General features: G+C 42.9%; 24 protein-coding genes. 9 read left to right on the plus strand and 15 right to left on the minus strand.

Going from position 1 to position 20,318, the window contains the following annotated elements; genetic code table 11:
* Positions 1 to 37 precede the first annotated feature (37 nt).
* From ptsN to KYS23_RS00725, 9 genes are all read right to left on the minus strand, one after another.
* The gene (gene ptsN, locus KYS23_RS00685; protein WP_159528819.1) at positions 38 to 481 is read right to left on the minus strand and encodes a PTS IIA-like nitrogen regulatory protein PtsN; all 444 of its coding nucleotides are present in this window, start codon (positions 479 to 481) and stop codon (positions 38 to 40) included.
* 8 nt (positions 482 to 489) lie between these two features.
* On the minus strand, positions 490 to 777 hold the full coding sequence (gene hpf / locus KYS23_RS00690) for a ribosome hibernation promoting factor (protein ID WP_013785361.1): 288 nt from the start codon (positions 775 to 777) through the stop codon (positions 490 to 492).
* A 29-nt stretch (positions 778 to 806) separates the two neighbouring features.
* The gene (locus KYS23_RS00695; protein ID WP_159528821.1) at positions 807 to 2,291 is read right to left on the minus strand and encodes an RNA polymerase factor sigma-54; all 1,485 of its coding nucleotides are present in this window, start codon (positions 2,289 to 2,291) and stop codon (positions 807 to 809) included.
* Between the two features lie 75 nt (positions 2,292 to 2,366).
* Positions 2,367 to 3,092, minus strand: a complete 726-nt coding sequence (lptB, locus tag KYS23_RS00700) for an LPS export ABC transporter ATP-binding protein (RefSeq protein ID WP_057793757.1) — start codon at positions 3,090 to 3,092, stop codon at positions 2,367 to 2,369.
* Between the two features lie 2 nt (positions 3,093 to 3,094).
* Positions 3,095 to 3,658, minus strand: coding sequence for a lipopolysaccharide transport periplasmic protein LptA (lptA, locus tag KYS23_RS00705; protein WP_159528823.1), 564 nt, complete (start codon positions 3,656 to 3,658; stop codon positions 3,095 to 3,097).
* Complete coding sequence (gene lptC / locus KYS23_RS00710) at positions 3,627 to 4,205, minus strand: LPS export ABC transporter periplasmic protein LptC (protein ID WP_159528825.1); 579 nt, start codon at positions 4,203 to 4,205, stop codon at positions 3,627 to 3,629. Before lptC ends, lptA begins: the two co-directional genes overlap by 32 nt.
* Positions 4,202 to 4,768, minus strand: coding sequence for a 3-deoxy-manno-octulosonate-8-phosphatase KdsC (kdsC, locus tag KYS23_RS00715; RefSeq protein WP_218417892.1), 567 nt, complete (start codon positions 4,766 to 4,768; stop codon positions 4,202 to 4,204). Before kdsC ends, lptC begins: the two co-directional genes overlap by 4 nt.
* Complete coding sequence (locus KYS23_RS00720) at positions 4,768 to 5,742, minus strand: KpsF/GutQ family sugar-phosphate isomerase (protein WP_159528829.1); 975 nt, start codon at positions 5,740 to 5,742, stop codon at positions 4,768 to 4,770. The genes kdsC and KYS23_RS00720 overlap by 1 nt, the downstream gene beginning before the upstream one ends.
* Entirely contained in the window at positions 5,742 to 6,698 is a 957-nt protein-coding gene (locus tag KYS23_RS00725) for a calcium/sodium antiporter (protein ID WP_218418044.1), read from the minus strand. The genes KYS23_RS00720 and KYS23_RS00725 overlap by 1 nt, the downstream gene beginning before the upstream one ends.
* 416 nt (positions 6,699 to 7,114) lie before the next feature.
* Here KYS23_RS00725 and mlaF point away from each other — a divergent pair, with 416 nt between their 5' ends.
* The 7 genes from mlaF (at position 7,115) to murA (ending at position 11,819) form a co-directional block, all read left to right on the plus strand.
* Positions 7,115 to 7,915, plus strand: a complete 801-nt coding sequence (mlaF, locus tag KYS23_RS00730) for a phospholipid ABC transporter ATP-binding protein MlaF (RefSeq protein ID WP_159534367.1) — start codon at positions 7,115 to 7,117, stop codon at positions 7,913 to 7,915.
* A complete protein-coding gene (gene mlaE, locus KYS23_RS00735; RefSeq protein ID WP_013785352.1) occupies positions 7,912 to 8,688 on the plus strand; it encodes a lipid asymmetry maintenance ABC transporter permease subunit MlaE in 777 nt (258 codons plus the stop codon). The genes mlaF and mlaE overlap by 4 nt, the downstream gene beginning before the upstream one ends.
* Positions 8,689 to 8,697: 9 nt before the next feature.
* A complete protein-coding gene (gene mlaD / locus KYS23_RS00740; RefSeq protein ID WP_159528831.1) occupies positions 8,698 to 9,171 on the plus strand; it encodes an outer membrane lipid asymmetry maintenance protein MlaD in 474 nt (157 codons plus the stop codon).
* Positions 9,172 to 9,281: 110 nt separating this feature from the next.
* Positions 9,282 to 9,935 carry an MlaC/ttg2D family ABC transporter substrate-binding protein gene (locus KYS23_RS00745; protein WP_373996587.1) on the plus strand — a complete coding sequence of 218 codons (654 nt, stop codon included), beginning with the start codon at positions 9,282 to 9,284 and terminating at the stop codon, positions 9,933 to 9,935.
* On the plus strand, positions 9,932 to 10,240 hold the full coding sequence (locus KYS23_RS00750; protein WP_159528835.1) for an STAS domain-containing protein: 309 nt from the start codon (positions 9,932 to 9,934) through the stop codon (positions 10,238 to 10,240). The genes KYS23_RS00745 and KYS23_RS00750 overlap by 4 nt, the downstream gene beginning before the upstream one ends.
* Before the next feature lie 44 nt (positions 10,241 to 10,284).
* Positions 10,285 to 10,542 (plus strand): BolA family protein, encoded by a 258-nt coding sequence (locus KYS23_RS00755; protein WP_126872504.1) that lies wholly within the window; start codon positions 10,285 to 10,287, stop codon positions 10,540 to 10,542.
* 14 nt (positions 10,543 to 10,556) lie between these two features.
* Positions 10,557 to 11,819 (plus strand): UDP-N-acetylglucosamine 1-carboxyvinyltransferase, encoded by a 1,263-nt coding sequence (gene murA, locus KYS23_RS00760; RefSeq protein ID WP_159528837.1) that lies wholly within the window; start codon positions 10,557 to 10,559, stop codon positions 11,817 to 11,819.
* 150 nt (positions 11,820 to 11,969) lie between these two features.
* On the opposite strand, the gene KYS23_RS00765 is transcribed toward murA, so the two are convergent.
* From KYS23_RS00765 to KYS23_RS00775, 3 genes are all read right to left on the minus strand, one after another.
* Positions 11,970 to 13,040 (minus strand): trypsin-like peptidase domain-containing protein, encoded by a 1,071-nt coding sequence (locus tag KYS23_RS00765; RefSeq protein WP_159528839.1) that lies wholly within the window; start codon positions 13,038 to 13,040, stop codon positions 11,970 to 11,972.
* A gap of 254 nt (positions 13,041 to 13,294) precedes the next feature.
* A complete protein-coding gene (locus KYS23_RS00770; RefSeq protein ID WP_373996586.1) occupies positions 13,295 to 14,656 on the minus strand; it encodes a DegQ family serine endoprotease in 1,362 nt (453 codons plus the stop codon).
* Between the two features lie 86 nt (positions 14,657 to 14,742).
* Positions 14,743 to 15,180, minus strand: coding sequence for a ZapG family protein (locus KYS23_RS00775; protein ID WP_218417893.1), 438 nt, complete (start codon positions 15,178 to 15,180; stop codon positions 14,743 to 14,745).
* A gap of 263 nt (positions 15,181 to 15,443) precedes the next feature.
* On the opposite strand from KYS23_RS00775, the gene zapE reads away from it, so the two are divergent.
* Complete coding sequence (gene zapE / locus KYS23_RS00780) at positions 15,444 to 16,541, plus strand: cell division protein ZapE (protein ID WP_218417894.1); 1,098 nt, start codon at positions 15,444 to 15,446, stop codon at positions 16,539 to 16,541.
* A 120-nt stretch (positions 16,542 to 16,661) separates the two neighbouring features.
* The gene (locus KYS23_RS00785; RefSeq protein WP_159528847.1) at positions 16,662 to 17,384 is read left to right on the plus strand and encodes a YebC/PmpR family DNA-binding transcriptional regulator; all 723 of its coding nucleotides are present in this window, start codon (positions 16,662 to 16,664) and stop codon (positions 17,382 to 17,384) included.
* Between the two features lie 210 nt (positions 17,385 to 17,594).
* Here the strand turns inward: KYS23_RS00785 and KYS23_RS00790 are convergent, their stop codons facing one another.
* Genes KYS23_RS00790 through KYS23_RS00800 form a run of 3 tightly spaced genes read right to left on the minus strand, consistent with a single transcriptional unit; the run spans position 17,595 to position 20,035 of the window.
* Positions 17,595 to 18,266, minus strand: coding sequence for a PP2C family protein-serine/threonine phosphatase (locus KYS23_RS00790; RefSeq protein WP_159528849.1), 672 nt, complete (start codon positions 18,264 to 18,266; stop codon positions 17,595 to 17,597).
* Positions 18,253 to 19,128, minus strand: coding sequence for a nucleotidyl transferase AbiEii/AbiGii toxin family protein (locus tag KYS23_RS00795; protein WP_159528851.1), 876 nt, complete (start codon positions 19,126 to 19,128; stop codon positions 18,253 to 18,255). The genes KYS23_RS00790 and KYS23_RS00795 overlap by 14 nt, the downstream gene beginning before the upstream one ends.
* Positions 19,129 to 19,141: 13 nt before the next feature.
* A complete protein-coding gene (locus KYS23_RS00800) occupies positions 19,142 to 20,035 on the minus strand; it encodes a type IV toxin-antitoxin system AbiEi family antitoxin domain-containing protein (RefSeq protein WP_159528853.1) in 894 nt (297 codons plus the stop codon).
* Positions 20,036 to 20,318 lie beyond the last annotated feature (283 nt).

The following is a 20,318-nucleotide window of genomic DNA, read 5'->3' on the forward strand; positions in this document are numbered from 1 at the left end:
TGCATTTCTCCCTTTTAAAATATGGTGCTGTGCTTTATTAGCTTAAAGCCGTAATAATGTCGTCACTGGTGGAGGCCCGCCTAATGGCTTTCACCGTTTCTTTATCACTTAGTTTTCCCGCAACGGTAGCAAGTGTTTGTAAGTGACCTTCTGTTTTCTCTTCAGGCACTAACAGGGCAAAGAAGATATCTACGGGCTGATCGTCAAGCGCATCAAAATCGATGGCAGGGTTGCTGGTTACAATAATGGCGATAACGTGTTCTAAGCCCGGTAATCGACCGTGAGGCAATGCAATACCATTGCCAATACCCGTACTTCCCATTCGTTCACGGGCGAGTAGGCTATTTAACACTGTGGCCTGATCGATGTCGGGATTATTTTTAGCAGCAATGTCGCTAATAATCTCTAGAATACGTTTTTTACTGTTACATTGAACCGCACACTCGGTGCGGTCCAAACTTACTATGGCTTGAATTTCCATATTAATATTTAGTGCTTTTTCAGCTTTTCCTTATGCTTGATAACTTGCCTGTCGAGCTTGTCGATCATGCTGTCTATCGCCGCATACATGTCGGTGTTATGTGATGAAGCAAACACTTCTGCTCCGCTGAGGTGCATGGTGGCTTCGGCTTTTTGATTAAGTTTTTCGACGTTCAGGATGACATGCACATTAGATATGTGATCAAAGTGACGCTCTAGTTTGCTGAACTTAGTATCGACATAGCTACGCAAAGAATCAGTAATTTCGACATGATGACCGGTAAGGTTGATTTGCATATTTCGTCTTCCTTAAATTATCAAGGCCTTTAAATAAGGCTTTTGCGTTGGTTTGACGGCGGAATCGATAATGATTCCCGGTATTTTGCTATTGTCCGCCGGGCAACTTTGATGCCTTGTTCGGCCAACAATTGAGCAATCTTGCTATCGCTTAATGGCTTGCTGGGCGTTTCCGCAGCCACAAGCTTTTTAATTAGTGCGCGAATAGCGGTAGATGAACACTCACCACCAGATTCCGTTGCTACGTGACTAGAGAAGAAATATTTCAACTCAAATATGCCACGTGGGGTATGCATATATTTTTGCGTGGTGACACGTGAGATGGTGGATTCATGCATATCTACCATTTCTGCGACATCATTTAGCACCATTGGTTTCATCATTTCTGGGCCGTGCTCGAAAAAGCCCATTTGTTGCTGCACAATACAGTTTGCTACTTTCATCAAGGTGTCGTTCCTTGATTCAAGGCTTTTTATAAACCATTTGGCTTCTTGCATATGTGAGCGAATAAATTGCGAATCGCTGCTGTTTTTAGAGCGTCTGCTCATAGCGGCATATTGCTGATTTACGCTTAACTTTGGCAAGCTATCGGGGTTAAGTTCTACCACCCAGCGGCCATTCTTCTTGTTTACCGAAACATCAGGAATAACGTATTCCGGTTCTTTGGTAATTAATGCACTACCTGGACGAGGATTCAACGTTTGCAGTAAGCGCATGGCTTCGCGAAGTTGATCTTCTTTCAAACGGCTCTTGCGCATTAACGTACGGTAGTCTTTGCTGCTAAGTAGGTCCGAGTACTCATTGATAAGTTGTCTTGCTTCTGCAAGCCATGGCGTATCGTCTGAGAACTGGCGAAGCTGTACAAGCAAACATTCTTGCGGTGTACGCGAACCTGAACCGATAGGGTCGAACATTTGAATACGTTTGAGTACACATTCAACTTCGTCCATTTCCACCAATTCTTCTACGTCGTCAGAATTCACCGATTCTAAAATCTGTTCGATGGGGACGTTCAGGTAACCAGATTCATCGATTGAGTCGATAATGGCGGTAGCAATGGCGCGGTCGGTATCCGAAAACGGGGTTAACCGCATTTGCCATAGCAAGTGGTCTTGAATATTGTCGGTGGTTTCACCCTGAAACAGTTGGTCGTCATCATTATTTGATGGACCAGGAGCGGGAGCAGAAGAGGCCGAGTAATACTCATCCCACGTACTGTCGATTGGCAGTTCATCGGGAAGGTCGTTCTTTTCAAGCGCGTCACCTGCTTCTAACGAATCGCTAGATGCAGTAGGAGCAGCTTCTACAGAAGGGTCGTCGCCGTCCATGTTGTTTTTCTCAACAGGATGGTCATCGCCGCCTTCTTCAACTTCCAAAAGTGGGTTTGAGTCTAGTGCTTCCTGAATCTCTTGTTGCAGGTCGAGCGTAGACAACTGCAGCAGCTTGATTGCCTGCTGCAACTGCGGTGTCATGGTAAGTTGTTGACTGAACTTTAGCTGTAAAGATGGTTTCATCTACGTCTTATTTTTAAACTCTTGTTGTGAATATACCCGTGCTTAAAACTGAAAATGACAATTCGGTTACAGTAACTATAGCCTGAATTGTTCTCCTAGGTATACATCCCTTACTTTCTGATTACTTAAAACTTGTTCTGCTGTCCCTTGCGCGATGAGTTCGCCTTGGCTCACAATATACGCTTTCTCACACACATCCAGTGTTTCTCTTACGTTGTGATCGGTGATGAGGATTCCAATTCCTCTGTCACGAAGATGTTGAATGATCTTCTTTATATCATTAACCGATATAGGATCAACACCAGCAAATGGCTCATCAAGCAAAATAAATTGCGGATCAGCGGCTAATGCTCGCGCGATTTCTACCCGGCGACGTTCACCACCGGATAAACTCATACCCGTACTATTACGTATATGGTTAATATTAAATTCATCAAGTAGCGCATCGGCTTCTTGTTCTTGTTCCGCTGAACTCAACCCTTTACGGGTCTGTAAGATAGCCATGATGTTCTCAAACACCGTCAATTTTCTAAAAATTGAGGCCTCTTGCGGTAAATACCCAATTCCGCGTCGTGCACGCTCGTGCATGGGCTCATGGGTTAATTCGCTGTCATCAATACTGATTTTGCCCTTATCAAGGGGTACTAAGCCTACAATCATGTAAAAAGTTGTGGTTTTACCGGCACCATTGGGGCCGAGTAATCCAACGATTTGCCCAGTCGAAACTGATAAGCTTACATCGCGAACCACTTGACGGGCTTTATACGCCTTTGCAAGACTCTGTGCGCTCAACGTTGCCATGATTAGTTGCCGTCCGCCTTATCGCCTTCGTTATTCGATGACGCTTTACGTATTGCCTCAGGCGTAAATACCGTAGTTACTCTACCACCTTCACCGTCTTCGCCGCCTGTTGCAAGCAATTGTTCCGTGACCATGTCGAAAGTAATCTTGTCGCCTTGTACTTTGCTGGTATCTTGCTGTAGCTCTGCATTCCCTTGTAAAGAAATAGTTCGATTTACCACTTCATAGCGTATTTCGTTGGCTTTGGCGGTAACGGGGGCGCCATCTTCTAATTTTTGCGAGTAGCTGGCAGGTTTGCCGCGAGCAACAAATATCTCTCGTCCATCTCCTTCGCTGGCAATAACCTCAACTTCATCGGCATTTATCACCAAAGAACCTTGGGTAATTCGTACATCATCTTTAAACAATGAAGTTTTGTTTTTACCGTCAACAAATTGCGATTTAGAGTCAACTTTAATCGGTTTGTTGAAGTCGCTTTCAGCCGCTAAAGCCACAGTAGAGAAAAGGCTAACAGCGAGGCTGGTCGCTAATGCTTTAGTGGCTAGGCGAATAAATGGTTTGTACATGGTCTATTAACTCGTATTCCTGGGTACGCAAGTTGGCGTTAAACCCATTGCTGTTAATCACATATTGTAAGCCACGTATTTCCACGGGCTGATCAGATGTCATTTGCTTAGTGTACAGGTTTATCTCTATAAACGCTGTACGTATTGTCCTTACAAAGTCATCGACACTTTGGTTTTCAATAACGACATTATTTTCTAGCTGTATCAATTCGTTATTGTACAAAGTACCTTCTGTTGCGGTGACTTCCCACGGTGACTGTGCGTCGTCGGTATATAATGTATATCTGGGCTTTTGGAATAAAACAAAGCCCAATTGGTCGTAATGTTCCATCGATGCCGCAAATACTTTGTGATTTAATTGGCCGTCTTGATTATATAAGGTGGTCGTTAAGTTTTTTGCTTTGTACGCGGGCTTTAATGCATCCAATCCTTGGTCAGTTTGCTGGGTAGGATCTTCTTCCATCCAAATCGGAATATACATGGCGGATGCCAATATAAATAACACCGAAATACTTAAGCCTAACCGGTCAAAGCCTAATACCTTCATACGCTAGCACCTTGAATACCGTGAAGCTTATCGTTTGCTTGAAGCAGGGTGTCACATATTTCGCGTACTGCACCAAAGCCGCCTGGCAAAGTAGTGATCCAATTTGCTTGTTGTGCAACCGTAGGATGTGCGTCTTTTACTGCAATTTTTACGCTTGCGTGGGGGTACATGCCCGTATCTGGCATATCGTCACCTACCACCGCCACGTGCTCGGGTTTAAGTGATAAGCGAGCCATCAGTTCAGCAAGTGCGTCAGATTTATTTTCTTCACCCTGTACGATGTGCGCAACATTCAGCGCTTTCATTCTATTTTCGACAATGGCAGAGCGCCTGCCAGTAATGACTGCTACCTCTACCCCAGAATTCACAAGGGCTTTAACGCCGTAGCCATCGCGGGTATGAAATGCTTTTAATTCTTCGCCAGCATTACCGAGGTAAATACGGCCATCTGAAAACACGCCATCTACATCACACACTAATAAGCGAACGTGCTTCAGCGATAAATACAAAGCCTCTGACATAGCGGTATAGAGTGTATTTACGGTTGATTGGGTGTCTCTCATTATAAAACTCCCGCTTTAAGTAGCATATGCATGTTGAACGCGCCCACGGGCTTGCGGGTTTCATCCGTTACCATAAGCGCGCTTATCTTATGAGTTTCCATTAAGTTTAGCGCTTCGACGGCGAGCTGCTCTGGCATGGTTGTTTTGCCGCCCTTGGTCATAACCTGTGTAACCGTAGCGGTATGCAAGTCTATACGTGCATCTAAAATACGGCGTAAATCACCATCGGTGAAAATTCCAATCAATATGCCGTGGCTATCGATAACCCCTGTCATACCCAAGCCTTTCTTGGAGATTTCTAATAGTGCTTCTGCAACGAGGGCGTTTTCGTCTACCAAGGGTAATTCGCTGCCCGTTAGCATGATGTCACTCACTTTAAGCAGTAATTTTCTGCCTAAGCTGCCACCTGGGTGAGAAAGCGCAAAGTCGTCGGAGGTGAAACCTTTGCGATCAAGTAGCGCTACGGCAAGGGCGTCACCCATTACCAAGGTGGCGGTAGTGCTAGAGGTAGGTGCTAAGCCTAAAGAGCAGGCTTCTTTTTCAACACTGATATTCAATACCACGTCTGCGTGTTGGCCTAATGAACTGGTTACGCTGTTCGTCATCGCAATAACAGGCACGCTCAAACGCTTTACGATAGGCAGTAAATTAACCAGCTCTGCGGTTTCACCAGAGTTGGAAATAGCGAGTAGCACATCACCTTTACTCAGCATGCCTAAGTCGCCATGGTTGGCTTCGCCAGGGTGCATGAAAAACGATGGTGTTCCGGTACTGGCAAGCGTTGCAGCAATCTTATGCCCGATATGCCCAGATTTACCCATGCCGCACACCACCACCTTGCCCGCGCAATTTTGCAACAAGGTGCATGCAGTAACAAAGTCTTCGTCCATGCGAGATGAAAGCGCTGATATTGCCTGCGCTTCTATTTCTATGACACGCTTTGCTGAAGTGATGAAGCTATTTTCTTGTGACATTACGCAAAAAGCCAAAATTGATAACCAATAAAGCAAGCAATCAATAAGCCGCCATTTCTTCGGCTTATTCGTCGATTACCCATTAAGGTGAAACTAAACAGGAACAGTAATAGGGTTAACCCGAGCACAACGAACATATCGCGGTTATAAACATCAGGGTCTAATGCGCCAGGGGCTATTAAGCCAGGCATGCCTAATACGGCAAGTAAATTGAAAATATTGGAACCAATAATATTCCCCAAGGCCAAGTCGTCTTCGCCTTTAAGCACACCAGCAATACTGGCAGCCAGTTCGGGCAAGCTTGTGCCTAAAGCAATGATGGTTAGGCCGATAACTAAATCTGACATACCTAGGTATTTGGCTATTTCTACTGCTGAACCCACTAAGAAGTGTGCACTTAACGGTAACAGTATTAGGCCAACTACAATCCAGAAAAGAGCAGAGGAGGTGGGTACATCGTTGGGGATTTCATCTGTGGTCTCGCTCACTAACGGGTCTTCTTTATCTACTTTCATAGACAACCAACCCATTAAGCCTAAAACAATCACGAAGAGGCTAATAAGGATGATGCCTTCCAGATGAGTAAGCTCGCCATCGAAAAGAAAAGCAACAGCAATGATGGTAATAACAAGCAGGGCAGGGAGTTCACGCTTTAACGTAGAGGAGGCAACAAGGAGTGGTTTAACTAGCGCAGTAATACCAAGCACAAGGGCAATATTAGTAATATTCGAGCCTAACGCATTACCTACAGCGGTATTCATATTACCGTTAATAGACGCCGCGGCTGATACCACGATTTCAGGCGCAGACGACCCCATTGCGACAATGGTTAAGCCTATCATCATGGGCGCCATACCAATATTCTTGGCAAACGCTGATGCACCGTAAACAAAACGGTCTGCACTCCAGCTAAGTACAATCAGTCCAACTAAAAAAATGACTACGTTTAAAAACACAACAACCAGCATAGTTAGGAATTTCACAAGATTGTCGCAAAAACAATGCCATTTGCCTATGGGAACTATCGCTTATTTTAGTAAAGGTGGTATTAAGTGTCCCTTTTATCAGGCTTGCTGATTGAAAATCATTCGAATTTTGTAAATTCGTATAAATCGAACATAACTTGTAACGTTTTGCTTTTGTGCCGCGCTTGAAAAAGCGTACAATGACACTAAATTACACTGCTCAGTAAACTTTATCGATTTAATGTACTCGAAGGCATAGAACTTGCCTTAGCAGTTATGGAAAACAATATAGCGTTAAAGGCGACTTAAGTAGCTTAAACCTTACATCTATAGGAAGTGAGTAATGTTTGTCATTACTTGCTTTGCTGGTATCACTAATTATTCAAGGGTCGATAAATAAAATCGCTATGGACCATTTAGTCGAGATAGACAACCTAACCTTTCGACGCGCAGACCGTGTTATCTATGACGGTATTACGCTGAGCATTCCGAAAGGAAAAATTACGGCCGTTATGGGCCCCAGTGGTATAGGGAAGACCACCTTACTGCGCCTTATAGGCGGGCAATTAACGCCAGATGAAGGTGATATACAGTTTGATGGTGACTCTATCGTTGCCATGAGCCGTAAAGAACTTTATCGAGCACGTCGTCGAATGAGCATGCTTTTTCAAAGCGGAGCTTTGTTCACGGACATGACGGTTTTTGACAATGTGGCGTTTCCACTACGTGAACATACCAAATTATCAGAAGATCTTATCGCCACGACTGTCGCATTAAAGCTACAGGCTGTAGGGCTAAGAGGTGCAGCGCAATTAATGCCAAGCGAACTTTCTGGTGGTATGGCACGTCGAGCAGCATTAGCCAGAGCGATTGCGTTAGACCCAGATCTTATTATGTACGACGAACCATTTGCCGGCCAAGATCCGATTTCCATGGGTGTACTGGTTAAATTAATCAGAGGGCTTAACGACGCACTAAACTTAACCAGCGTAGTGGTAACCCACGACGTGACGGAAGTGCTCACTATTGCCGATTATATTTATATTTTGGCAGACAAGCGGGTGATTGGTGAAGGAACCGCGCAGCAAATTAGAGAAAGCGACTCAGAGTTAGTTCAGCAGTTCTTAAAAGGTAAGGCAGATGGCCCAGTGCCGTTTCATTACCCTGCTCCGGATATAGAAAATACCTTTTTCGGAGGGGATAAATGAAGTTCTTCCAATCGATAGGCGCTAAGACCATTGGCAAATTAACCGCTATTGGCCGCGCTACCTACATGTTAATGGGAGCGCTACTTGCCCTTCCTAGATTAAAAAATATTCCGCTTACCATTAAACAGGTTCATGTGGTGGGCGTTCAGTCTTTGTTAATTATTATCGTGTCAGGATTGTTTATTGGCATGGTAATGGCGTTGCAGGGCTATACTATTTTAGTTGATTACGGCGCTGAAGGTAGCTTAGGTCCTATGGTGGCGTTATCGCTGCTTCGTGAGCTTGGTCCTGTAGTTACCGCATTATTGTTTGCTGGTAGAGCTGGTTCTGCACTAACCGCAGAAATTGGCTTAATGAAGGCAACTGAACAAATTAGCAGTTTAGAGATGATGGCGGTTGACCCGCTAAGGCGTATTGTCGCGCCTCGCTTTTGGGCGGGCATCATTTCAATGCCAATGCTAGCGCTGATATTCAGTGCAGTAGGTATTCTGGGCGGTCACCTAGTGGGCGTTGATTGGTTAGGTGTAGATGTTGGCAGTTATTGGTCAATTATGCAGTCTACGGTGGAATGGGGCGAAGATGTGGTAAACGGCATCATTAAAAGCCTTGTTTTTGCCTTGGTTGTCACCTGGATAGCCATATTTAAGGGTTACGATTCTATTCCAACGTCGGAAGGGATCAGCAAAGCTACTACAGAAACTGTAGTGTATTCTTCATTAGCAGTATTAGGGCTGGACTTCGTGCTTACCGCCCTTATGTTCGGCATTGAGTAGGGTTAAGTCATGAATAAATATAAATCTGAAGTATTGGTTGGCATGTTCGTTGTATTAACCATTGCTGCTGTGATGTTACTGGCATTGAAAGTGGCAAATCAATCGGTTGGTGGAGATGGTGATACCTACACCTTGTACGCTAAGTTCGATAACATCGGTGGCTTGAAAGCACGTTCATCGGTGAAGGTGGGGGGCGTAAACGTGGGTCGTGTTACTTCTATCACACTTGATCAAGAAGACTTCACGCCCGTAGTAGAGTTGTCAATTTTGAAAAGCTACGACGGCTTTCCAGAAACCAGCTCGGTTTCCATACTGACCTCTGGCCTGCTGGGCGAGCAATACGTAGGCTTCCAGCCTGGGTTCTCGTTTGACGGGGTCGCAAACCTCAAAGACGGCGATTACTTACAAGACACAAAATCGGCGTTGGTTTTAGAAGATTTGATAGGACAATTCTTATTTAGTCGCGGGAGTGACGAAGAGTAAGAATACAAACGTTAATTAGAATTAATAAAGACCTGATGAAACCAAAAAGGGAATTGTCAGGTCTGTTGTAATAAGAATTTAGTTTCAGGAGATAAGCATTGAAAAAATTAATGGTAATAATGAGTGTATGGATGCTCTCTTTAGTGGGAGTGGCACAAGCTCAAGAAATCAACGAGCAAAACCCGTATGAGTTGGTTAAAGGCGTTGCTTCTAAAACCTTCGATAGAATTAAAGCGAACCAAGAAGCGGTTAAAGCGGACCCTGAAATGTTGCGCACTATTATGGAAGAAGAGCTAGTACCTCATATCGACTATAAATTTGCTGCTTTCATGGTATTAGGCAAGCACTTCAAATCGGTTCCACAAGAAAAAATGGGTGAATACATAACCGTATTCAGACAATACCTAATTACGTCTTACGCGGTTGCGATGGGTTACTACGATAACCAAACGGTTCAGTTTGAGCCTGAGTCGTCGTTTGATGATAAAAAATCAGTGACGGTTCGTGCTGTAGTACAAGATCCAAAGCGCCCCGAAATTAAAATTGCGTTTAAAGTACGTAAAGACTCAAAAACAAATGAGTGGAAAGCATACGACATGGTAGCTGAAGGTATCAGCATGCTAAATAGTAAGCGCAGTGAGTTTGAATCTATTCTTCGTCAAGACGGTATTGATGCCGTCATTGCATTAATGAGAGATAAGATTGGTAAGCCTGTTGAGCTAAACCAAGATGAACCTATCGATTTCGACGGAGATGCTGCGTGAGCCTTTTTCAGGTTAACGATAACGCCCAAGTCAGTGTACATGGTCATTTAGATCGTGACACGCTGACTAAAAACTTTTGGGAAAGTTTAACCTCATCGCAAAGCGCCGTCTTGGCCAAAGCAGGCATGTGTTGTATAGATTTAGGCGATGTTGAGCGAGTAGACAGTGCTGGGTTAGCGTGGATATTAAACGCAATTAGGGATGGAAAGCGTGAGGGGATTAATGTTAGCTTGCGTGAACCCCCAGAAAAATTACGTAAACTGGCTAAAATAAGCGACGTTGATGGCTTTTTACCAGTAGAATGATCCTAATTAGCTAGGTAAAGAACAAGCAGGTAAAGAAGTAAGTTATGGAATTGTCCGAAATTGAAAAAATTCTCACCGACGCCTTAGAGCTTCACGAAGTTCATGTTAAAGGCGAAGGATCTCATTTCAACATTATCGCCGTTGGCGATATATTTAATGAAATGAGCCGTGTTAAGCGCCAACAAGCCGTTTATGCACCCTTATCAGATAAGATTGCCGATGGTTCTATGCATGCCATTACCATCAAAACCTTTTCAGTAAAAGACTGGGAGCGTGAGCGCCAGTTTCACATTCCTCAGTAAGCGGGTCTTTTTTCGTGGATAAACTTGTTATAAAGAAAGGCCCTGCACTACAGGGAACCGTGCGTATTTCCGGTGCTAAAAATGCTGCATTACCATTGTTAATGACCAGTTTGCTTAGCGACCAGCCATGTCGTTATACCAACGTACCTCGACTGCGTGATATTAATACCACAGTGGCACTATTACGAGAGTTAGGCGTTGAAGTAGCGCAACCTGCACTGAACGATGTGGTCTTAGACTCAAGTACGCTGCAAAGCATTACAGCTTCATACGAGTTAGTACGCACCATGCGTGCCTCAATTCTAGTGCTTGGCCCTTTGCTTGCAAAGCAAGGTAAGGCAAACGTATCGCTTCCTGGTGGCTGCGCTATAGGGGCAAGACCCGTTAATCTTCATTTAACCGGCCTTGAAAAAATGGGCGCTAAAATTGAAGTAGATGAAGGGTATATTCGCGCTGAAGTTGATGGTCGCTTGAAAGGTGCACGCATCTTCATGGACATGGTTAGCGTTGGTGCTACCGAAAACTTGATGATGGCAGCTGCGTTGGCAGACGGTACAACCGTGTTAGAAAACGCTGCGCGTGAGCCTGAAATTGTCGATTTAGCTAACTGTCTTATTCAGATGGGCGCGGTTATTTCTGGCGCGGGAACTGATAAAATTACTATCGAAGGGGTAGAAACCCTAAATGGTTGTGACTACCGTGTTCTGCCAGATCGAATCGAAACAGGAACGTTCCTAGTAGCTGCAGCGGTAACTGGCGGTAAAATTCGTTGTACTCACGCTGCACCAGAAACGTTAGATGCGGTTATCGACAAGCTTGAGCAAGCCGGTGCGGTTATCACCTTAGGTGAAGACTGGATTGAACTAGATATGCAAGGAAAGCAGCCTAAAGCTGTGCGTGTTAAAACCGCGCCACACCCTGCATTCCCCACCGACATGCAAGCACAGTTCGTTACGCTAAACTGCGTAGCTGAAGGCACTGGTGTGATTACCGAAACTATCTTTGAAAACCGCTTTATGCACGTACCAGAGCTACAACGCATGGGCGCTGAAATTGCCCTTGAAGGTAACTCTGCGATGTCTAAAGGCAGTTCTGCGCTTAAGGGCGCACCTGTAATGGCAACCGATTTACGTGCCTCTGCAAGCCTTGTGATAGCTGGGCTTATTGCTGATGGGGAAACTCACGTAAACCGTATCTATCATTTGGATCGCGGTTACGAGGCAATTGAAGAGAAGTTAGGTGCACTTGGTGCCAACATCGAACGCGTAAAAGAATAGAAATCTGGAATAAAGAGCGAAAAGCTAAGCGAGTTTGCGGCTTATCGACTCCCCATGAAAAAAGCGCCTTATGATTATTTATCATAAGGCGCTTTTTTATGCTCGATACCAATGCTCTTACTCGTTAGCGTTCGCTTGCGCTACAGCGCTTTACTCTTGGGCACGCAGCTCAGCAACTAATGCATGAATAGTAAGCGGGTTTCCACCACGGCTGATTTCCAGCTCTAAGGTAGTACCCGGAGTGGTTTCTGCAATCATATCAAGTGTTTTGGATGCACTTTCCAAACGAATACCGTCAATGGCCAATATTATATCACCTGGTTGCAAGCCAGCTTCATCTGCAGCGCTACCGTTAGCTACCGCCGTTACTTCAATACCGGGACGGTTGCGATACTCACCACCAATAAATCCTAACTGACCACGAATAACACGGCCGTTATTGATAATTTTGTCCATCACGCGCTTGGCGAGCTCGTAAGGTACCGCGAAGTTAATGCCATCTACATTACGAACACGATTACGAGAATCACGTACTTGGAAATTCGCGTTGGTAATACCCAGTAATATACCGTTGCTATCAACCAGTGCACCGCCCGAATTCCCTTGGTTCAGCACGGCATCGGTTTGAATAAAATCAACATAGTTAGATAGACCGTTGCGTCCAGCGCGACTCACAATACCTTGAGTAATCGTTTGGCCTAAATCGAAGGGGTTACCGATAGCCATTACCACATCACCTACGTGAATATCTGGCTCAGAAACTTGGGGAATAATGTGTAAGTTATCTGCTGTAACTTTCAATACCGCTAAATCGGTAAGGGGGTCGTTACCAACAATCTGGGCTTCAAGAATTCTTCCGTCTTGCACCGCAACATAAATACTATCAGCATTTTCTACTACATGGTGACAAGTAAGAATGTAGCCGTTTTCCGTCATGATGACGCCTGAACCTAGACTGGCGCGCTCTCTGGGCTGATTGCGGAACAAGCCAGTGTCGTTCTCGATACTGACACTATAAATATTCACTACCGCAGGGGCAGAGCGGCTTAAGGGGGCAAAATAGCTTTCACGGCTAGCACTCACAGAGGGCTCGGTGAAAAGTCCTTGTGTAAGGCCGCTACCTTGACGTAAATCCGGCAGTAAAAACAACAGAAGCAAGGCTACTATTGTTCCAAGAAATATTGATTTTATAATGAAATTAACTATCGAGCTGCCAGTCACAAGCCACACTTACATTGTTTTTAATGCCAAAGCACTTAAGCCCACAAATTTGAGCCAAGATAGTTGGCAAAATAAGGCTTTGTGTTGATGGTATTTTTTATTTGATTAAGTTAAAGGATATCACCTTATCCGTCAATCTGTCGTCTTTAATCCGATTGGGCATAGGCATTTTACGGTAGACCTACACTTTCAGTAAATTACGCATAAAAAAACAGCGCCTAAAGGCGCTGTTTTAATGTATAGCTTTATGACAGCTATTGACGAATCAATAGGTAAAGCGTTGAGTTTCCACGTTTAACATTAAGGGCAATAACCCCTTTTGCTTTATCTAACGCATCTCTAAACTCAGCCACTGAAGGGGTACGTAAACGGTTCACACCCATAACAATATCATCAGGCTTCAAGCCAATACGCGCAGCAGGGCTGCCATTAGCCAGTTCAGAGATAACCACGCCAGCATTGCCCGCTTCATCACTGCCATTGGTTAACGTAGCGCCTTCCAATGCAGGGTGAATTTGCGCAGCCGTGACGGTTGATTGTGTGGCATCGCCAAGCACAACATCCATATCCATCTTCTTGCCTTTGCGCATGATGGTAAGTTCAACTTCAGCACCCGCGCCCATGCTAGATATTTTAGCTCGTAATTCTTGGAAGCTATGCAAGTTTCTACCATTAATACCAGTAATAATATCACCCGCTTGAATGCCTGCTTTGTCAGCAGCGGAGTCTGGGGTTACTTCACTTACAAACGCACCAATATTAACATCAGCGTTCATGGCTTCTGCAAGGCCTGCATCTATATCGCTGCCCAGAATACCGAGTAAGCCACGGCGAACTTCACCATATTCAGCAATTTGATCAACTAAGCTTTTCATCATATTACTAGGAATAGCGAAGCCAATTCCCACGTTACCGCCATTAGGGCCAAAAATTGCGGTGTTTATACCGACGAGTTCGCCGCGCAAACTGACTAAGGCCCCACCGGAGTTTCCTCGGTTAATAGCGGCATCGGTTTGAATAAAGTCTTCATAGCCACCAATGTTTAAACCAGAGCGGCCAAGCGCGCTAACAATTCCTGATGTAACCGTTTGTGACAGACCAAAGGGGTTACCAATTGCTACCACAAAATCACCCACTCGTAATGCATCTGAATCGGCCAACGGTAATGCAGTGAGGTTATCGGAATCAATTTTTAACAATGCAATATCGCTTTGTTCATCAGAACCGAGCTTTTTCGCTTTAAACTCACGGCCATCGGTAAGCTTGACAGTAATTTCATCGGCATTATCGACAACGTGATTATTGGTTACCACATAGCCTTTATCCGCATCAATAATAACACCTGAGCCTAGGCCCCTAAACGGTCGCTCTTGAACCTGTTCTTGCGGTGCGCCGAAAAAATACTGAAACATTTCTGGCACTTGTTGACGAGAAGTTTGGGTTCCCTCAACGGCAATGCTTACAACTGCGGGTGTTGCTTCTTCTAGCATTGGGGCTAGAGACGGCACCTCATCCTTTTTATCTGAAAAAAACGGCAACGCCGCATAAGAGTTCACGCTAAAGCCAAGAGAACTTACTAATACTGCAGACGCCACGACATACTGACGAAAAGACACTTTCATGCTCGCTTATACTCCTTCAGGTTATTGCGATATTGAATCATTTAATTAAAGACTCTGAAATAACTGAAAAAGTTCCTAAGTTATGACTTATCTGCGGTAGATTGCTCAGAACCGCCGACGAATAGACCCGACCCTGAATTTGCAAAATCCTTTGGTTGGGTGTCGGATACTTTTTTCACTTTAGACTTTTCAGAACTTTTCAAATTGTTGCGAAGGTAAGAGGTTGCCTGTTCACCATAGAAGGGCACTTTGGCATCTTCATTGTCACTACTTTGCGAAAGCAGTGCTTCGTACTCTTCAATTTGTTGCTTCAGCGTTTCGCACTGACTTTCAATACCTTCTAGGCTTTGACGAGTTTGATGAATGTGATGTTGAGCTTGCTGAGCTAATATCTCTTTCACTTGCTGCTCAGTTTGAGCCGCACTATTCCCACCCGTTTTGGTTTGTACAAAACGACCTATAAAAAAGCCAATGATTAACCCCACCACTAGTAAAGCAAGAGACACTAACAGTTCCATTCTATTCTCCGAATTAACGTACTACTCACATTAAGTAGACCTTGATACGTGCCACTTAATGCATTCGACCATTACTTGAATATAGCAAGAGCCGGTATGAAAAGCGCATAGAGATCGCATTAATTGTGTTTATACGAGCTATGCAAATTAACTAGGTACGATTCTACCGTGATTTCCATTAAAATTAAGGTCATAATTGATAATTTCAAGCAGGTCGGTGCAGCCACGGCCACTATTGACATTTTGCGGGAGTGGAATAGGCGATGACGCCATGGGAAAAATATCAAGCAGATTTGACGTCGCCTGAGTTTCAGTACGATGCAGCACAAGAAAATGCAGTTAAAGAATTACAGCGTTTATATGAGGAGTTAACCCAGCCAGAGAAAAAACATACGTGGCGGGTAAAACTTAAGTCGGCGTTTGGTAAGGGTCAAAAGAACGCAGGCATTCAAGGTATTTATTTTTATGGCGGCGTAGGCAGAGGGAAAACCTACTTGGTAGATACCTTTTACGATTGCCTGCCATTTGAAAATAAAATGCGCGTGCACTTTCACCGGTTTATGCACCGCATTCATGACGAGCTCAAGCAGCTTACTAACGCACAAGACCCGTTAAAAACGATTGCCGCCAAGTTAGCGAAAGAAACTAAGGTGATTTGTTTTGATGAGTTTTTTGTATCAGACATTACCGATGCCATGATTTTAGGCACGCTAATGGAAGAACTTTTCGGTTATGGCATCGTGTTGGTGGCTACATCAAATATTATACCGGATGACTTATACAAAAATGGCCTTCAGCGAGCACGCTTTTTACCTGCTATCGATTTAATAAATCAAAATACACGAGTAATAAACGTAGATAGCGGTGTGGACTATCGTCTTCGAACCCTTGAACAAGCTGAAATTTATCATTACCCCCTTGATGGGGATGCGATTAAGAATTTGCATAGTTACTTTGTACAGTTGGCGCCTGAAGCGGGTTCTGAAAACGAAACGATAGAAGTTAATAATAGACAAATAGACACGCTTAGAGATGCCGATGGCGTGTTAATGATAGAGTTTAATGCACTATGTGGTGGGCCGCGAAGCCAAAGCGACTATATAGAGCTAAGTCGTTGTTACCATTCGGTGTTAGTGGCAAACGTAAAAGAAATGGGGCAACACAATGATGATGTTGCACGCCGCTTTATTGCCATGGTAGATGAATTTTACGAACGCCATGTAAAGCTGATTATTTCTGCCGAAGTTGCGATGGAGAATTTGTACGGTGAGGGGTTGCTTAACTTTGAATTTAGGCGCTGTTTAAGCCGTTTAAGTGAAATGCAATCGCACGAATACTTAGCTACTGAGCACTTACCTTAACCAATAAAAACAGCGAGAGTGCCCGTGGCACTGTATTGTTGGGCATAAAATCGGTAGAATTTGCCCAATTTTTTCTGCTACTGATGGCAGAACTCCATTTGTAAAAAAGAGAATCTTAAGATGGGAAGAGCATTCGAAGTAAGAAAAGCCGCCATGGCCAAGACCGCTGGCGCGAAAACTAAAGTTTATTCTAAGTACGGTAAAGAAATTTACGTGTGCGCTAAAAACGGTGGCGCCGATCCAGATACTAACCTTTCGCTTCGCCGTTTAATGGAAAAAGCGAAAAAAGACCAAGTACCCGGTCACGTTATCGATAAAGCTATTGATAAAGCCGCTGGTGGCGCAGGTGAAGACTTCCAACCAATGCGTTATGAAGGCTTTGGCCCGGGCAACTGTATGGTAATTGTGGATTGTCTTTCTGACAACGCTAACAGAACTATTACTGAAGTACGTAACTGCTTTACGAAGACTAATGCAAAGCTTGGCGCTCAAGGTGCGGTATCGCACATGTTCGATCATCAAGCCGTATTCCAGTTTGATGGTGACGACGAAGACGCTATTTTGGAAGTCTTAATGGAAGCGGATGTTGATGTGACTGAAGTGGAAGGCGAAAACGGAAAAATTACCGTTTATGCACCGCATACTGAGTACTTCCAAGTTAAAACTGCCCTTACTGAAGCTTACCCAGATATTAGCTTTGACGCAGAAGAGATGAGCTGGATCCCGCAAACGGAATCAGAAATCAGCGAAGAAGATATGCCGATGTTTGAAAAATTCATGGACATGCTGAACGACTGCGACGACGTACAAGATGTTTACCATAACGGTATAACACCGAACTAAGTGATTTGAGTAAATAAAACGTTTACTGGGATTAAATAAGTCGTTTACAGTAAATAAAGCGTTTAATAGATATCCAAAGCCCACTTTAAAGTGGGCTGTTCTTATTTTTTGTCTAATTTAAAGTTTCTTGGTTTTAAATTAATACATATCAAGGTACGAAAAAAATCTCTTGGTACCTACACCGTCAGTATCCGTTGGTAATCAAACTTTTTATTCTTTCTTTAATAGCATTACGCTCGTGTTATCTGAAAGGTTCTCAATGGATAAAGCACTTAAGTAGGCCTCTAAAGTTTTACTATTAAAATTATAAATTTCTTCGTCATCGTCAAAGCTACTCCAAAAGCCATCAGAGCATATTATAAATTTGCTACCTTCTGGTACTTGATTGTGAATTCGTTCGTCTAATTCAACTTCTGCCATATCTTTACATACACTTTTAGTAAGATATTTTCTAAAACTGTTCTGGTTTAAAAGTGATTCATTTAACTTTCCTGATGAAATCAATTCTTGTGCTCTTGAATGATCAATAGTGCGAGTTCTTTCATTCAAGAAGTACACTCGTGTATCTCCAACAGTAAGTGTTAAAACCTTTCCATCGACACAGATTAGCAAAGCAATACTAGCTTTCCCCTCATTCACTACATTTTTAATAATTGCGTTTATAGCTAGATCTCGTATTGAATTCAGGGATTGGCGTCGTTCTATAGTCTTAAAAGCTCTTTTAAAATTTCTATCAACACAGTCAACAAAATGAGGAGTTGTTTCGACTAGCCCATCTAAGATATAAGCGAAAGTCCAATTTTCCCCTTGATGATAACCAACCCGATCCAGTTGGGTATTTCTTGTTCCTCTGACTGAGAATTGGAAGTTATTTTTTAACATACTGATCCCATGGCAAGGATTCATAAAAGGTTTTTACGTGAGTAAATATGCTTTCAAAGTCGGGAAGGTCACCCTCAATTTCTTTAGCCAACAACTGATATTCTTCTTGTGAACGAGTCTTTATTTCTACGTTATTTAGTGAATTTTGGTTAATAAAGCCATCAGGAAGTCTTTTTTCAGACTTTTCAAACAGAAAAAGAAGTATGTTTAATTTTTCTTCTTCGGTAACGGTTGATGAGTTGCTGAGTAAATAGTGCAAGTCATATACATCTTGTCGACGACTTCTGTTTCTAGTAACTTGTTGATGCATTGATCGGAGCTTCTCAGCTATTAGATCTTCAAACCCATACGCTTGAACAGAACCATCATCTAGAACTAAGTCATCAATTTTGTGTGTGATTTCATTAAAACTGTAATCTATTTTTACGGTATTGGCGCTGTTACCAGCTGTTAATCGCTTCATTGCCGCAGCATTAGAGTTACTTGCATATCCGATTTTGAGCTTAAGTGAAGGGAAAGTTGCTTTTTCTAGTAGATTTTTTGGTTGCACTTTCAAGGATTGTAATGAACATTTAACCCCATATTGAAGTTCATCATATGCAATTAGTAAGGCATCTTTTAGTTCTTCTTGAAACTCTTGAGTATTAAGATCTTGATACTTTTCAGAAGTAGAGAAATCAATATCTTCTGTAAATCGATCGCTCTTATACCTAATGGCTATTAACATACCTCCTTTAATTATCATTTTTGGCTTGAGGTATTCGCTTTCTGATATTGCATGCAATATTGTATGAATAGCTTGCCTAAACTCTTTTCGGTCTTGAGGAGCGTCAGCTACCCAAAGCTCAATATCATATTCCATTTGATTAACTTCCCTACTTATTATTTAAAGATATACACCAAGTTTCAGAGAATACATTAACGTAAGGTTTCGATGCGATTAACTTTCTTGAACCGCCTCTTTTTACGCTTTTTTTCCATTCATCTATGGATTTATGCGAGATCCCCAAAAGCTCTTCTAAAATATATCCTCCTCTAGCTTTATCCATAGAAGTTCCATTTTTCGTAATAGATCGAACTATTAATGCCAAGTAATCTTCAGCGTATTCTTCAAAGACTTCCAACACATGGCTAAAGCCGCCACATAATTCAGGATCTTGTAACATACTTAAGAAAGTATCTCCTATTGAAGGCACCCTTATGCCGTTCGAATTTTGCTTCTCCTTAGGCAGATTAAAATTTTTCTTTTGATGAAACTCAATTCGCTTTCCATCAATTTTGGGCAAGTTTAGGACCCTTTTAGGTGTAATAGGGCCTTTTTCAAGTGCTTCAGGAAACTCACTATTTACTTGCTCATTTGCTAATTCTTTAAATTTAGTACTTGAGCAGGTTATCATTTCAAGAGATTTAGGGATTCTATCTGTTAAGCCATGTATTTCCATTGCATTTAGATAGGCAACATAACTAAACGGGTTAGCGGAACAAGCAATTTGTTGAGCTGAGGGTGAAGAGTAGCTCGTTAAGCTATATAAAGGGAGAGTCTGAACTTGTTGAATGACCCCCAAAGATATGAGATCTGCAAGATTATTGCGGATTACGAAGTAATCAGGTTCGCTTTTAGTAATCTTTCCTATTTTGATGTCATTATATTTTTTTTCTTTATACAGTCGGTATAGGTACTTCGTGACTTCGACTTCTGTAATAACCGGTTTATTGTGAGTATTAATAATAGAAAGTCTTAAAGCTTCTTTTAAAGAAATTGTTTCCATAGTCACCATCAATAACAAAGGTATAAGTCCTAAGGACTTATACCTTTGTTTTGTTGTTTTGTCAAATTTTTATCTTAGAATAGTTTAAGCCATGAGTTTATTAATACTTTGTTATATCTGAATTTTTTCATTTTTTGACAACTTCACTCAGGAATGCTAAGCTAACGTCCTAAGGACGTTAGCTTAGCATTCTGTTGAAATTAAAAATTAGCTTATAACGCACGCTCTTAGAAAGGGGGATTTATTTTATTAGACTGAGGGAAACTAATAAATTGTTTTGAAG

The organism is Alteromonas lipotrueae, from assembly GCF_019249255.1.
Lineage (GTDB): Bacteria > Pseudomonadota > Gammaproteobacteria > Enterobacterales > Alteromonadaceae > Alteromonas > Alteromonas lipotrueae.